The 14,910-nt window shown below is 47.9% G+C and carries 15 protein-coding genes; 10 read left to right on the top strand and 5 right to left on the bottom strand.

The genetic code is table 11. From position 1 onward, the window contains the following. Window positions 1–95 precede the first annotated feature (95 nt). Window positions 96–2,009 carry an ABC transporter ATP-binding protein gene (locus KO533_RS19865; RefSeq protein ID WP_219255811.1) on the top strand — a complete coding sequence of 638 codons (1,914 nt, stop codon included), beginning with the start codon at window positions 96–98 and terminating at the stop codon, window positions 2,007–2,009. Between the two features lie 54 nt (window positions 2,010–2,063). Next, window positions 2,064–2,525: a TIGR02444 family protein gene (locus tag KO533_RS19860; RefSeq protein WP_219255809.1), complete on the top strand. Its 462-nt coding sequence runs from the start codon at window positions 2,064–2,066 to the stop codon at window positions 2,523–2,525. Window positions 2,526–2,604: 79 nt separating this feature from the next. Here the strand turns inward: KO533_RS19860 and KO533_RS19855 are convergent, their stop codons facing one another. The 3 genes from KO533_RS19855 to KO533_RS19845 form a co-directional block, all read right to left on the bottom strand. Beyond that, the gene (locus KO533_RS19855) at window positions 2,605–3,015 is read right to left on the bottom strand and encodes a GFA family protein (protein ID WP_219255807.1); all 411 of its coding nucleotides are present in this window, start codon (window positions 3,013–3,015) and stop codon (window positions 2,605–2,607) included. A 51-nt stretch (window positions 3,016–3,066) separates the two neighbouring features. Continuing rightward, complete coding sequence (locus KO533_RS19850; RefSeq protein ID WP_219255805.1) at window positions 3,067–4,662, bottom strand: GMC family oxidoreductase; 1,596 nt, start codon at window positions 4,660–4,662, stop codon at window positions 3,067–3,069. A gap of 69 nt (window positions 4,663–4,731) precedes the next feature. Continuing rightward, on the bottom strand, window positions 4,732–5,238 hold the full coding sequence (locus KO533_RS19845) for a TAT leader-containing periplasmic protein (protein WP_105251529.1): 507 nt from the start codon (window positions 5,236–5,238) through the stop codon (window positions 4,732–4,734). A gap of 188 nt (window positions 5,239–5,426) precedes the next feature. Between KO533_RS19845 and KO533_RS19840 the strand changes: the two genes are divergently transcribed. The 3 genes from KO533_RS19840 to KO533_RS19830 all read left to right on the top strand — a co-directional run bounded on the left by KO533_RS19840 (window position 5,427) and on the right by KO533_RS19830 (window position 7,677). After that, on the top strand, window positions 5,427–6,470 hold the full coding sequence (locus KO533_RS19840; RefSeq protein ID WP_219255803.1) for a hydrolase: 1,044 nt from the start codon (window positions 5,427–5,429) through the stop codon (window positions 6,468–6,470). Further along, window positions 6,454–6,699, top strand: coding sequence for a YheU family protein (locus KO533_RS19835; RefSeq protein ID WP_105251527.1), 246 nt, complete (start codon window positions 6,454–6,456; stop codon window positions 6,697–6,699). Before KO533_RS19840 ends, KO533_RS19835 begins: the two co-directional genes overlap by 17 nt. A 90-nt stretch (window positions 6,700–6,789) precedes the next feature. Continuing rightward, the gene (locus tag KO533_RS19830) at window positions 6,790–7,677 is read left to right on the top strand and encodes a phosphoribulokinase (RefSeq protein WP_011847692.1); all 888 of its coding nucleotides are present in this window, start codon (window positions 6,790–6,792) and stop codon (window positions 7,675–7,677) included. Window positions 7,678–8,265: 588 nt separating this feature from the next. On the opposite strand, the gene KO533_RS19825 is transcribed toward KO533_RS19830, so the two are convergent. Further along, window positions 8,266–8,775, bottom strand: coding sequence for a GNAT family N-acetyltransferase (locus tag KO533_RS19825; protein ID WP_219255826.1), 510 nt, complete (start codon window positions 8,773–8,775; stop codon window positions 8,266–8,268). A 177-nt stretch (window positions 8,776–8,952) separates the two neighbouring features. Beyond that, window positions 8,953–10,245: an aminopeptidase PepB gene (pepB, locus tag KO533_RS19820; protein ID WP_198572876.1), complete on the bottom strand. Its 1,293-nt coding sequence runs from the start codon at window positions 10,243–10,245 to the stop codon at window positions 8,953–8,955. A 181-nt stretch (window positions 10,246–10,426) separates the two neighbouring features. Here pepB and sfsA point away from each other — a divergent pair, with 181 nt between their 5' ends. The 5 genes from sfsA to folK all read left to right on the top strand — a co-directional run bounded on the left by sfsA (window position 10,427) and on the right by folK (window position 14,875). Then, window positions 10,427–11,131, top strand: a complete 705-nt coding sequence (gene sfsA / locus KO533_RS19815) for a DNA/RNA nuclease SfsA (protein WP_105251524.1) — start codon at window positions 10,427–10,429, stop codon at window positions 11,129–11,131. 163 nt (window positions 11,132–11,294) lie between these two features. Beyond that, window positions 11,295–11,738 carry an RNA polymerase-binding protein DksA gene (gene dksA / locus KO533_RS19810; protein ID WP_006082967.1) on the top strand — a complete coding sequence of 148 codons (444 nt, stop codon included), beginning with the start codon at window positions 11,295–11,297 and terminating at the stop codon, window positions 11,736–11,738. 197 nt (window positions 11,739–11,935) lie between these two features. Next, window positions 11,936–12,850, top strand: a complete 915-nt coding sequence (gene gluQRS / locus KO533_RS19805; protein WP_219255801.1) for a tRNA glutamyl-Q(34) synthetase GluQRS — start codon at window positions 11,936–11,938, stop codon at window positions 12,848–12,850. 19 nt (window positions 12,851–12,869) lie between these two features. Beyond that, window positions 12,870–14,393, top strand: coding sequence for a polynucleotide adenylyltransferase PcnB (locus KO533_RS19800; protein WP_173246716.1), 1,524 nt, complete (start codon window positions 12,870–12,872; stop codon window positions 14,391–14,393). Further along, window positions 14,393–14,875, top strand: a complete 483-nt coding sequence (gene folK / locus KO533_RS19795; RefSeq protein WP_173246719.1) for a 2-amino-4-hydroxy-6-hydroxymethyldihydropteridine diphosphokinase — start codon at window positions 14,393–14,395, stop codon at window positions 14,873–14,875. The genes KO533_RS19800 and folK overlap by 1 nt, the downstream gene beginning before the upstream one ends. The last annotated feature ends 35 nt before the right edge of the window (window positions 14,876–14,910 follow it).

The raw sequence follows: 14,910 nt of genomic DNA, 5'->3' as shown, positions 1-14,910 counted from the left end.
TTGTCCGAGTTATCGGGTCAGGCTGTGGTTTGATACGGGGTTGTACGCTATTATCTGTGCCCTGACGAATTTACGTTCTAACCAAGTTGTAGTTAATGATCAGCATCAACCAAGCGCAATTAATCCGTGGCAGCAAAACCCTGCTAGATGAGACCTCTCTCACGATTTATCCCGGCCATAAGGTCGGTTTAGTCGGTGCTAACGGCACAGGCAAATCCTCACTGCTCGCATTAATTTTAGGTCACTTAAGCCTAGATAAAGGTGAATTTAGTCTGCCTTCTGGCTGGCAAATTGCCACTGTGGCCCAAGAAACCCCTGCGCTCGACGTCTCGGCACTGGAATATGTGATCGATGGCGATAGCGAATATCGTCAATTAGAAGCCCTATTACACAAGGCCCAAGAAGATAACGACGGCAATGCTATCGCACTCTTACACGGCAAAATCGACGCTATCGGTGGTTATGCGATTCATTCGCGCGCGGGTTCATTGTTAGCGGGTCTGGGCTTTAGTGAAGCCGAGCAAAGCAATCCAGTAAAAAGCTTTTCGGGCGGTTGGCGTATGCGCCTCAACTTAGCCCAAGCGCTACTGTGCCGCTCTGACTTATTGCTCCTCGACGAACCGACCAACCACTTAGACTTAGATACCATGTACTGGCTCGAAGGTTGGATTAAGTCCTATCAAGGCACGCTGATTTTAATCAGCCATGATAGGGACTTTATCGATGAAATCGTTGATGAAATCGTCCACGTTGAAAATCAAAAACTCAATTTCTACAAAGGCAATTACAGTGCCTTTGAGCGCATTCGTGCCGAACGTATGTCGCAGCAACAGGTTGCCTTCGAACGCCAACAAAAAGAACGTGCGCACATGCAGTCCTTCGTTGACCGTTTCCGTTATAAGGCGAGTAAAGCCAAACAAGCGCAGAGCCGCTTAAAGGCGCTAGAGCGCATGACTGAGTTGTTGCCGTCTCAAGCCGATAGCCCATTTTATATGGAGTTTCGCGCCCCAGAAGCCCTGCCCAATCCACTGATTAAGATGGAGCAAGTCGCTATCGGTTATAGCGATAAGCCAATCCTGAGCAAGGTGCATTTAAACTTAGTGCCGGGTGCCCGCATTGGTTTACTCGGCCGTAACGGCGCAGGTAAATCGACATTAATCAAGCTGTTATCGGGTCAATTATCGCCAATGACAGGTTTGTATGAACCTAATCCTGGCGTCAATATCGGTTACTTTGCCCAGCATCAAATTGAATTTTTGCGCCTCGACGATACGCCGATGCAGCATTTAGTGCGTCTGGCCCCTAATGCCAGAGAGCAAGAGCTACGCAACTTCTTAGGTGGTTTTGGTTTTAACGGCGATATGGCGCTCTCACCTGTACGACCCTTTTCCGGCGGCGAGAAAGCCCGTTTAGTGTTGGCGCTATTAGTTTGGCAACGCCCTAACCTATTGCTGCTCGATGAACCCACCAACCATTTAGACTTAGAGATGCGCCACGCCCTGACAATGGCATTGCAAACCTTTGAAGGCGCTATGGTTATCGTATCGCACGACCGTCATTTACTGCGTTTAACCTGTAGTGATTATTATCTGGTCGATCAAGGTGAAGTGCGCGCTTTTGATGGTGACTTAGACGATTATCACCAATGGTTGCTCGATGCGGCGAAAGCCAACTCGAATCAAAACAGCACCAGTGACGAGATCAAACCTGCCGCCGATAAAAAACAGCAAAAACGCCTCGAGGCCGAGATCCGCCAAAAGGTATCGCCGCTCAAGCGCAAACAAACTAAGTTAGAAACCGAGCAACAAAAGCTGAGCGAACGCCTCGCCGAGCTAGAGCACTTGCTGGCCGATAGCGAATTGTATGATCAAGATAACAAAGCCAAGCTAACCTCGGTATTAACCGAGCGAACGAGCTTGACGCAAACCTTAGAAGACAGTGAAATGCAATGGCTCGAGTTGCAAGAAGAGATAGATGCAATGGAGCAAGAGGTCATGGAGCAACAATAACTCCAGCGTTCTTTTACATAAAAGTCAGTAGCAGCGGCAATACAAGGAAATAGTATGGCGGTTTTAACCCAGTTCGACAGTCAACTCTGGCAATGGTGTGATATGAGCTATGCGCAAAACAAAGCGCTCTGTCTCGAATTGCAAAATAGCTGTCAGGTGAACGTCAATCTACTGCTACTGGCACAATATTTAGATATCACTATGGATGTGTCTGGGCCGCAGCAATACAGCACGGACCAATGGCAAGCACTGATGACTGCTGTAGGTGAATGGGATGAAAGGTTTCTCACGCCCTATCGCAAATTACGTAAACTCGCTAAATCCAGCCTGAATGAGCAAGAGTATCAGCAGATGCTCGCCGTTGAGCTAATGATGGAACGTAAAGCGCAGCGAACCATCTTAAATAAACTCAACGAGCTCAGCCCAAGCGGCCAAGCAACGAATCTAGTGAGCTACTTAAGCCTGTTTGGACTCAGTGACATTGACGCCAACGAAATCGGCCTCATTGCGCCCTGATCTAAGTTAATCAAGTTAAAACAAGCTCAACCATGTTAGCTCAAACTCAATCAAATTAACGCTATGATCATCTGAGCCGCTAACAGCTGCGGCCTTGCGGATAGCGTTCACAGTCATCCTCGATCACCAACCAGTTCAACTGACTCTCAGTATAAATATGGTACTTAGGCTGAACTTGGTTAGCATCGTCCAGACTCGCTATGCTCAAGGTCGAATAATCGGGATATTGAGTATGTCGGTAAGTTAACGATGTACCGCACTTGTCACAAAATCCACGGCGAATAAACTCGGACGATGCGAACTCAGTCACCTGACCTTTAAGCCAAATCACTTGGCTGAGTTTAAAATCCATCCAAGCCCCAAATGCAGATCCCGTGCTTTTTTGGCATGAACGGCAGTGGCAATAATCCGCATCAAAGGGTTCACCTTCAACCTGATAACGAATCGCCCCGCATAAGCAACCACCTTCCCGTAATATGTTTTCAGACATTCACACCCCATCAAGCTTTATCAAGCTAAGCTGCATTTTGATAAGATAACATCAGGCTTTACCGTCAGTGAGCTTCTGTGCGAGTGCGGTGGCATTACGTGCCGTGATGCCATAAATCGACAGCTGCGGGTTAGCGCCAAGGCTGGTCGGGAAGATAGAGCCATCCATTACAGATAAATTCTCTAAATAGTGCGACTGTCCATAACTGTTGACCATAGAAAGCTTTTCATCTTCGCCGAAGGGACAACCGCCCATCACGTGCGCCGATGCGACGATAGTGCGCAGTGGCGCGAGTGACATCTGCGTAATGCTCTCTTTGGCGTCTTTCCACGAGGATAAGTAAGGCATGCCATCGCTGATCGGCAACACTTTTAAGGCGCCCGCCGAGAATTGTAACTCCGCCATGCTGGCAAAAGCGCGTCTCGCGGCCCGCCAAAAGGCATCGGTCAGCGGATAATCTAAAGCAAAACCCTTATCCGTTAAGTGTACTGCACCGCCTTGACTGTCGGGATGATAGCCATCGCGGATCAAAGCGATAGTCACTTGCAACTGATTGAATTGTGACATTAACTCAGCATGACTTGTACCATATCCTAAGGTTTTAGAGGCAATTAAAATCGGATGCACCGGCGGCACTTCAAGTTTATAACCCAGCTCACCATCGGCGCCATTGTTCCACACAAATTCATCGGAATAGATAGATTGCGGCGCACCGCTATGGCCATTGATCGAATCGGCAAATACGCCGCCGGATAACAAAGTAGGATGTAAAAAGGTGCGTTTACCCAAAAGTTGGTGGGGATCGGGCACTTGCGAACGCATCAAAATCGTCGGTGTATGGATAGCACCCGCACTCAAAATATAATGTTTAGCCTTAAATAACAGCTCAACGTCAGTGGGTCGTAAATTCACATCCAGCGCCTGCGCCTTTAACGCAAACACTTGGCCATTATGGTGCTCAATCTTAGTCACTTTAGCGCGACTGATCAGCTGCGCGCCTTTCTCAAGTGCCGCGGGAATCGTGGTGACTAACATAGATTGCTTCGCATTGACCGGACAACCCATTCCGCAATAGCCGGTATTCCAGCAACCCGCCACATTACGTTTAATCACAGTGTATTCCCAGCCAAGATTGATACAACCTTGCTTCAGGGCGGCATTATTGCGATTAGGCTCATAGTTCCATTCATGAATGTTGAGCCGTTGTTCCATTTGCTCAAACCAAGGATCTAAACTCTCGCGATTAAGCCCAACAACCGATTTATGTTGCGCCCAAAAAGCTAACGCCTCGGTCGGCGTGCGAATAGAAGTGGTCCAGTTAACTGTGGTTGAGCCACCGACTGCGCGGCCTTGAAAAATTCCAATCGCCTTATCGGCGGTTTTCATCGCCGCAGCTTGTTGATACAAGTTGGGGTAAGCGACCCGCTCTTCCATATTAAAATCGCTGGAGGATTTTAGCGGTCCCGCCTCAATCATGATCACGCTCAGCCCAGCTTGGGTGAGGATTTCAGCCGCCACACCACCGCCAGCACCTGTGCCGACAATAATCACATCAGCTTCAAACTGCTGGTTTTCTTGCAATTGGCTCGCATCAGTGTGCAACCAACCAGAGTTTAAACCATTCACTATAGGATCTATGATTGCCAACTTGAGTGCTCCACTGTCGCGGGTAAAATGCTTATTATTCGGCGTTTAATTAGGTTAAAAATGGACTCGCTATTTGAACAGCTCAGGCTTGGCATAATGCAGGCGGCTCCAGTGCTCAGGACAAGCGTAGTAACTTGCCATCACTAATTCCCGCAATCCGAGATAAGCCGTTTGTAACAAAGCAAAATAACTGTGGCGCCAGGTTTCTAACATATCAGTTAACTCGGCGGGAGAGCGCATCAATAGCGGCGTCATACTCGAAGTGAGCACCAGTAAACCAAGACGATTTTCGAGCATATCGAGCAGCTCAAACAATTCGGTCTGTTGCTCATCGGGTAACACAGCAATCGACTGTTTGATGGCATCTAAAGTGCGGTTTTGCGCCGCTAACTTATGAATGGCCACATCAGGCAAGGCGCCGTCGAGCATCACAGGCAAAAGCACGCTAAACAACAAACGATAATCTTTGCCTTCGCTATCCTCGGGCAAACTAAATTCAGGAGAATAGAGATTAACCCCTAAGGCTAACGCCGCCGTACCGGCAAACGCGCCCATTATAAAGGTTCGTCGCTTCATCTCTATCTCCTAATTATCAACCTAAATGTCGGCCTAAATATCAGCATAAAAAACAATTGTGCTACAATGGCCGCGAGTTTATACCCAAGCGACCTCAAAATACGAATTTCAGCATTTTGAGTTGGTTTGGGTATAAATTAAACACACGTTTTAATTTTCAGCAATAGCCGATACCAAGATAAACATCTATGCCAAATTCCTTTATGCCACCTTGGTGGGCCAAGAGTCCCCATATACAAACGATTTTACCCGTATTCACTAAAGTGGCCAAACCAGCATTACAGCGGCAGCGCTTAGAGTTACCCGATGGCGATTTTATCGATTTAGATTGGCAGGATGTTCCACAGTCTTGCAAACCAATCGTGGTGATCATCCACGGCTTAGAAGGAAGTGCTCAGTCCCATTATGCGCGGCGGATACTGCAAGCCTGTAAAGAACAGCAACTCGCTGCCGTCGTGCACCATCACAGAAGTTGTTCGGGTGAGGCCAATCGCCTCGCCCGCAGTTATCACAGTGGTGATACGGACGATTTACAGTTTAGCCTATCAACACTGAAAAGCGCGTATCCGCAATCGCCCTTATTAGCCGTAGGTTACAGTTTAGGCGGCAATGTACTGACTAAGTATCAGGGCGAATATCAGGATGACAGTTTATTAGCTCGCGCAGTGGTTGTCTCGGCGCCGCTGCAATTGTCCGCCTGCGCAAAACGTTTAGAAAATGGTTTTTCGAAGGTATATCAAAGCTATTTAATCAAACAGTTGCAGCAAAAAATCAGCCATAAACTGAATGATCCCGACTTAGCCATCTCTATGCCGCTGAGCCAGTTGCAGGTCGACCGTTTAAATACCTTCTATGATTTTGACGATAAAGTCACAGCGCCATTACACGGCTTTGACGGCGTAGACGATTACTATACGCGTGCCAGTGGCTTACCCTTTGTCAGCCGCATAACTAAACCGACGCTCATCATACATGCTAAGGACGATCCCTTTATGACCGATGAAGTGATCCCCCAATCAAGTCAATTGTCGGGCTATGTAGAATACGAACTGCATCCCTATGGCGGCCATGTCGGCTTTATCGAAGGCGGTACACCTTGGAAACCGCGCTTCTACCTTGAGAGACGGATTTTACATTTTTTATTAGGCGATCAAAGTGTTGACTCGCTTAGCGCAGACCCAATCAACGGCGACAATATCACCCAAGGAAACACCGATGCTCATTCCCTATGAAACCCTATTACAACTCCCCAAGGAAACGCTCGCCAATGTGATCCGCGAATATCTCTTAGGTCAAGTGGAGGATGGCAGCTTTGCCAGTCTCGATGAACAGGAGCTTGCTCAGGCGATAGTCCAATGTCAACAAGCACTTAAGCAAGGTAAGCTGAAATTAGAGTACAGTGAAGACGATGAATCCTTCGCCATACGTTCAGCGGAACAAATAGCACAGCAGCAAGATTGACCAGTCCTACCTCTGTACCGTATAAATAGTACTCGCGTTTTTATCGCTTCCCCATAAGCGGCTCTTTTGGTTCCTAGCTAGGTAGAAAAAATGTCAGCAAAACATCCCATTATTGCAGTTACAGGCTCATCAGGCGCGGGAACCACCACGACTACCACCGCCTTTAGCCATATTTTTCGCCAACTCGGGATCAACGCCGCCTTTGTCGAAGGCGACAGTTTTCATCATTTTACCCGCGCCGAAATGGAAGTCATGATCCGCAAATCCCAAGCTGAAAACCGCAATCTTAGCTATTTTGGCCCAGAGGCTAATAACTTTGCTCGTTTAGAGCAATGCTTTCGCGATTACAGCACCACAGGCCAAGGTGAAACCCGCAGCTATTTACACACCTTCGATGAGGCAGTGCCTTTTAACCAGATGCCCGGCACTTTTACTCAATGGCGACCACTACCTGAAAATACCGATATGCTCTACTACGAAGGCTTACATGGCGGCGTAGTTACTGGTGATGCCAATGTCGCCCAGCATGTGGACTTGCTGATCGGCATGGTCCCCATAGTCAACTTAGAGTGGATCCAAAAAATTATCCGCGATACTTCGGAGCGTGGTCACAGCCGTGAAAAAGTCATGGGCTCGATTGTGCGCAGTATGGATGATTATATTAAGCACATGACGCCGCAGTTCTCCCGCACTCACATTAACTTTCAACGAGTACCGACGGTCGATACCTCTAACCCATTTAGTGCCAAAGATATTCCGAGCTTAGATGAGAGCTTTGTGGTGATCCGCTTCCGCGGTATCAATAATGTCGACTTTCCCTATTACCTCAATATGATCCAAGGTTCATTTATGTCACGGGTCAACACACTCGTCGTCCCCGGCGGCAAAATGTCGCTGGCGATGGAGCTGATCCTCACGCCTTTGATTAAAGATTTGATGGAAAAACGTCAACAACTTAATACCCCAGAGGCGAACTGAAACCTTGAGGATTTACGGGTAAGTTTGACTAAAGGCTAAGGAAATAAAGTCTTTTTTTGCAATGGATTAAGTTTTATTTAAGCCACTAGCGCTAATCTTGTCGGCATCGTGATTTCAGGCGAAAGAACGATAGTTGGCATACTCTTGGGAGTTAATTCCCCCATCTTGATCTGTTGATTTCCTTGAGTATGTCAGCAACCTTTTTAACGAAACTATATAAGTTAATTCCACATCCATACTTGATCTGTTGATTTCCTTGAGTATGTCAGCAACCTTTTATGAAGAATGAATTCCACATCTATGCTTGATCTGTTGATTCCCTCGAATATGTCAGCAACCTTTTTAACGAAACTATATAAGTTAATTCCGCATCCATGCTTGATATATTGATTACCTTAAGTATGTCAACAACCTCTCAGAAAATAGGTTCTAGGCTCTAGATTCTAGGAAAACAGAACGTTCGTAAACTCACTCACAGAACGCTGCGCTCACCGTAAGAGCAAAGCCCGTTGCATAAATCGTGAGTCAAAAAGTGACGTTCTGTAGCCGTTTGATGCGTACCGTTATCCGTAGCCGCAACGCGGCGCCCTAGCAGGCCAAAGACCTCCCTAGATTTTTATACATCACCATACACTCTAAGGCTATTCCTCTGGGCGAACAGTAGATAGATTCCTCCTCTAAGCCTTCACCACCAAAACCACAGTGGCGATAGAAATCCACCGCATTTAAAGTTGATTCTAATCTGAGTTGGGCTATCCCCTGATTAAAAGCCATGGTTTCAATAAATCGCAGCAGCACTTTACCGACACCTAGCCCCATAGCATCGGGGGAAACAAACAAGGCTTCTAACTGGGCATAGGGTTCATCCAACATGGCAGTGCCGACCACAGTCTTAAGCTGCGACTCGTCAGAGGACAACTCTGCCACATAAAAATGTGCATCGACGATACGACTAAATTGCTCGGTCAGTTCGCCCTCGGTCCAAATAATCAGATCGCCCGCATCATAAAATCCGGCGCAACCTTTATTGATGGCAGCATTGCGGATATCCCAGCAGGCCTGAGCATCCACTTTCGTTGCTTTTCGTATAGTTATCATCATGTTTTCCAATTAAAAATGCTCAGCCATAACATGCCATGAAGCCGCTAAAACGCCAAGTAAACGAGTGTTCTAATCTTTCAGCCAATAAAAAACCGCCCGTAGGCGGTTTTAATCAAAGCTACAGAATCTTAATGGATCTTAGCTAACATATCTGATTTAGTCTTAGCGCTAGGCTTAGCCTTTAATCAATTCACTAATAGTCAATACGCCGTGAGTCGTTGCACCCGCGCCCCACATGGCAGAAGCTGAATCTTCAAAAGCGCCAGCTAAATCAACGTGTAACCATTTAGCTTCGGGTGACACAAAACGCCATAAGAAACCAGCGGCATTGGAAGCACCACCTGCACCGCCGCCTTTCATTGCGCGGCTGTTTGCGGTGTCAGCATAGGCAGATGGACACATTTCTTTGTGCCAAGGATCCAGCGGCAGCGGCCATACGCGCTCGGCAACGCTAGTGGCTTTTTGCTGGGCCAGTTGCAACACATCCGCCTGTGGCGAGAAAATCGCGTTGTAGTTAGAACCCACCGCCATCACAGCGGCGCCTGTAAGGGTCGCTGCATCGATAATAAAAGGTGCGCCTGTAGCAGAAGCGGCTTGTAGGCCATCGGCCAACACTAGACGCCCTTCCGCATCTGTGTTCACCACTTCAACTGTTACACCATTTTTGTAGGTCAGAATATCACCTAACTTATAGGCACGACCGCTGATCAAGTTTTCAGCACAACATAAGAAGAGTTTAACGCGTTTGTTGAGGCCAGACTTGATCGCTAAACCGAGCGCGGCAGTCACAGTCGCCGCGCCGCCCATATCGCATTTCATGCCTAACATGCCTTCAGAAGCTTTGATGCTGTAGCCGCCAGAATCAAAGGTTATCCCTTTACCCACAAGCGCCACAGACACGGGTGCATCGGCGGCTAATGGGTTGAAGTCTAACTCTAACATTGCTGGTGGACGCTCACTGCCGCGACCGACGGCATGGATACCAATCCACTGTTCTTCAAGCAGCGCTTCGCCTTCGATAATCCGATAACTTACCTTGTCGCCACCAACGTCAGCCAACCATTTTGCTGCTTGTTGGGCAAGCTTCACTGGCGACAGGTTTTCAGGCGTATCGTTGATCAGTTGACGGGCAAAGGTTGCCACATCGAGTCGACGTTGCAATTCTGCTTGCACAGACTCATCACCACACCAATGGATTTGATAGCCCGGTTTTGCCGTCGCGAAACCTTGGGCAAACACCCATTGGCTATTGAGATCCCAAAACTGCCCAGCTAATTCCACACTGCTAATACCTTGACTGCGTAGTTTACGGGCCGCCATTTGAATTTGACGTAGCTCATCGCCACCCGCTAAATGAATTTGCGCACCGTCGGCAGTATAAGTCACATCAGCCTTGCCCCAGTGCGCGGCGGGTGCTTCTTTGGTTAATTGCACTTTCATCAATTCAGTTACTTTTAGTTCACTCATTAGGGATCCTTATTTTTCGATTCGTTTTAGAATAATTAATCAGAACAAACTTTATGGCGGCAGTTTACTGCTAGCAGGCGATGACGCAAAGCGATTGGCTGAAGTTACTCAGGTAAAATCTGTAAACATTTGCGAAATTTGCTAGGCTTTGCGACCTAGAACAGCCGAGATAGGTCTACCTATGGAATTTACACCGCCACTACAACAGGGCATTTTATTGCGCCGCTATAAGCGTTTTCTGGCCGATGTGCAGCTAAGCGATGGCAGTGAGATCACCCTACATTGCCCCAATACGGGTTCTATGCGCAATTGCCTGTATCCCGGTGAAACCGTATGGTTTTCTACCTCTGATAACCCTAAACGTAAATATGCCCATACGTGGGAACTGATGACCACGCCAGATGCAGGCTTAATCGGTATCCACTCGGGTCAGGCGAACACCTTAGCCGAAGAAGCCATCAATAAAGGTATCATCAAGGAACTCACGGGTTATGATAGCCTCAGCCGTGAAGTCAAATACGGTGATGAAAATAGTCGCATCGATATCCTGCTACAGGGTGCTCAAAAACCCGCCTGTTATATAGAAGTCAAAAGTTGTACTTTGCTCGAAGATGGCCAAGGTTATTTTCCCGATGCTGTAAGCCTACGCGGTCAAAAACATTTACGTGAATTGATGCACATGGTGAGCCAAGGCCATAGAGCCGTATTACTATTTGTGGTGCAGCATAGTGAAATATTCAGTGTTGCCCCCGCAGCACATATCGACCCTGAATATGCTAAGTTACTGAAAATGGCTGTGTTAGCCGGCGTTGAAGTGCTAGCCTATCGCTGTAAAATCTCCCCTACTGAGATTCACCTAGCCCAAGCCTGCGATGTACGAGTATGATGTTAAGGCTGAGTTAAATTTGATTTCATTTGAATTAGCGAACATAGTCAAAAAATTCAATCAAAGCAGAATGAAAAGTTTGCCTCGATGTGAAGATTCTGCTATAGATAGCGGCCGTTCTTAAGGACGCCCTACAAACGCAAATGATTACAGGAGATGCGTTATGCCTGAAGGCACCAAAAAACTTGGCGTACTCGCTATCGCAGGTGTAAATCCTTACCAGGAAAAGCCGGGTGAGGAGTATATGAACGCTAAGCAACTGGGTCACTTCAAGACAATTCTTGAAGCTTGGCGCAATCAGTTGCGTGAAGAGGTCGACCGTACTCTTAGCCACATGCAGGACGAAGCCGCAAACTTTCCCGATCCTGTTGACCGTGCAGCACAAGAAGAAGAGTTCAGCCTCGAACTTCGTGCTCGCGATAGAGAACGTAAGCTGATCAAAAAAATCGAAAAAACACTGCAAAAAATTGAAGAGGACGATTTCGGCTTCTGTGATTCTTGCGGTATCGAAATCGGCATCCGCCGTCTCGAAGCGCGTCCAACAGCCGATCAATGCATCGACTGTAAAACGCTTGCAGAGATCAAAGAGAAACAAATGGCTGGTTAATCAAGCATACTGGGCGGGGATTTCCCCGCCTATTTGTTTCTAGCAACTTGTTTCTAGCAACTTGTTTCTAGCAACTCGTAAACTCGACGAGCTTAAGCCAAGCTCACTCCAATTTACCCCGATTCGCTTTTCTCTTGGCATCCCTCTAAAATACATCCACTTTTACCGTCGCGACTTTAAAACGCCATCTAGTTGTTATGTCAAAGCCATTACATTCCGATTTATCCAGCCAGCCCTATGTCGGCCGCTTTGCGCCTTCGCCTTCGGGTGCCTTGCACTTTGGCTCGCTTATCGCCGCCCTTGGCAGCTATCTCCGCGCCCGCTCGCAACAGGGTAAATGGCTGATCCGCATCGAAGATATAGACCCACCACGAGAAGTCAAAGGTGCCGCCGATGATATCTTACGCACCTTAGAAGCCTATGGGTTTGAGTGGGATGATGTGCCTCTGTATCAAAGCCAGCGCACAGCGGCTTATCAAGCGCAAATTGACTCGCTGCTCGCCCAAGATAAAGCCTATTTCTGCCAATGTAGTCGCAAGCAAATTCAAGCCATGGGCGGCGTCTACGATGGCCGCTGCCACCGATTGCCACAAACCCAGTCTGCAAATCTTGTTAGGTCGGGTGCGGTGCGAATCGTCAACACGGCGCAAGTGCAAGAATTTGATGACAATCTAATGGGCCATATTTGCGTTGATAGCCATTTTGCCGCAGAGGATTTCATCATCAAACGCAGTGATGGTCTGTACGCCTATCAACTGGCCGTGGTACTCGACGATGCTTATCAAGGGGTCACCGAAGTGGTTCGAGGCTGCGACTTAATCGAGGCCAGTTGTCGCCAACTGAGTTTGTATCAAAGCTTTGGTTTAGCCGCACCGCAATGGCTGCACTTGCCACTCGCCTGCTTAAGTAAAGGCTTTAAGCTCTCAAAACAGAATCATGCACAGGCAATTGATACGCTTAATCCACAGTCGAGCCTTAATGCGGCGCTGGCATTTTTAGGCCAAACACCCGTCGAAACCCGCGGCTCTGTGGCGCAAATGCTCGCTCAAGCCGTGGATCAGTTTCAATTATCCACTATACCGCAACAATCTGAGATACTGATCGAGCCCTGATATACTCATTAGGCCGCATTTGGTATATGATAGCCGCCAGATTTTTAATCAAATAACAGATCATATTTCGAGGTGTCCCATTTTTCGCCGTATCAGCCAATTCTGCAAACAGCTATTTGAAGACGCGCCTAAAACGACCGCTCCGACTCCAGCTCAGATTGAACCAACAACACCTGAACAAAGTTCCGGTGCTTTGAGTTTAGAGTTAGTACCAAGAGATGCCCATACCATCTCGCGCAAACAAATCAGCGAGAATGCCCTTAAGGTATTATACAGACTAAATAAATCTGGCTTTAAAGCCTATTTAGTCGGCGGTGGTGTACGCGATTTACTCTTAGGGATTGAACCGAAAGATTTCGACATAGTGACCAATGCAACACCGGAAGAAATCAAAAAATTATTCCGTAATTGCCGTGTTGTCGGTCGCCGTTTCCGCTTAGCGCACATTGTTTTCGGTCGCGATGTGATTGAAGTCGCCACCTTCCGTGGTCACCATGGCGAAAGCAATGAGAAAGTCTCGAAAGCCAATGCCGAAGGGCGTTTGCTGCGCGATAACGTCTATGGCGAAATCGATGAAGATGCCGAGCGCCGCGACTTTACTGTCAATGCCCTCTATTACGATATCAGCGATTACTCGATTCGCAGCTACGGCGGCGGTATGGCCGATCTCAAAGCGGGCACGCTGAGATTAATCGGCGATCCAGAAACCCGTTACCGTGAAGATCCCGTGCGTATGTTAAGGGCGGTGCGTTTCGCCACTAAACTCAACATGGGTATCGAAACAGTAACAGCAGCGCCGATTAAGCAATTAGCGCCGCTGCTAAAAGATATTCCCGCAGCGCGTATGTACGAAGAAGTGTTGAAACTCTTCTTTGCAGGCAAAGCCTTAGCCAACTTCGAACTGATGCAAGAATACAAGCTATTCGCGCCGCTGTTTCCGCAAGTGGCCGCTCTGCTAAAAGATGATCCTAAAGGTACGACCATGAAAATGGTGCAAGCCATCATGAAGAGCACAGATCAAAGAGTTAACGAAGATAAGCCGGTCACACCTTCATTCTTCTATGCTGCGCTTCTCTGGTATCCACTGCGTCAACGCGCCGAAGATATTGCCGTTGAAAGTGGCCTGACGTTATATGATGCCTTCTTTGCCGCCATGGGCGATGTGATGGAGCAACAATGCCAAACCATTAGCATTCCGCGCCGTTTTAGCACGCCGGCAAAGGACATTTGGCAGTTACAGTTACGCTTTGATCGTAGCCAAGGCACCCGCGCCTTTAAACTGATGGAACACCCTAAGTTTAGAGCCGCATACGATTTACTCTTACTCAGGGGCGAAGTCGAAGCGGGTAATGTCGCTAAAAGTGCCGCTTGGTGGCAACAATTTGTCGAAGCCGATGAGACGGAACGTTTAGCAATAGCGCGTAGCGGCAGTAAATCGCCAAACCGCAACCGTAATGCCACCCAACGTCGTCGCCGTCCTCGTGCACCGAATGCCGATGGTTCAGCGCCGACGAGCGCACCTAAAGTTAAAACGGCTGAATAATGCCCCGCGTCTACGTCGCATTAGGCGCAAATCTTGAAGATCCCAAGGCGCAATTGGACAATGCCGTGACGGCATTGTCCACCTTAGGCAATAGTCTCGTCGTTTCTCCCTATTACCATTCGACGCCCATGGGCGATGTCGTGCAACCCGATTATGTTAATGCGGTAGCGAGTTTCGATACTGATCTTGCGCCATTAGCTTTACTCGATGCACTGCAGCATATTGAAAACACCCAAGGACGAGTCCGTCTAGAGCGTTGGGGGCCGAGAACCTTAGATCTCGATTTACTCTTGTATGGTAATGATAACATTGACATTCCTAGACTCAAAGTGCCCCACTACGGCATGAAAACGCGCGGCTTTGTGCTCGTGCCTTTAGCCGCAATTGCACCGGATCTGATTCTGCCGTGCAACACTGCCATCGACAGTCTTATCGATACAAAAATGTTGGCCGAGTTACAACAACTGGGCATTGATCATTGAAGTCCGTCCTCAGTTAGCTTATAACACCACTTCTA

The organism is Shewanella sp. NKUCC05_KAH (genome assembly GCF_019345585.1).
GTDB lineage: Bacteria > Pseudomonadota > Gammaproteobacteria > Enterobacterales > Shewanellaceae > Shewanella > Shewanella oncorhynchi.
The sequence above is the reverse complement of the archived record's forward strand: the minus strand, read 5'-3'. Positions and strand labels throughout refer to the sequence as shown.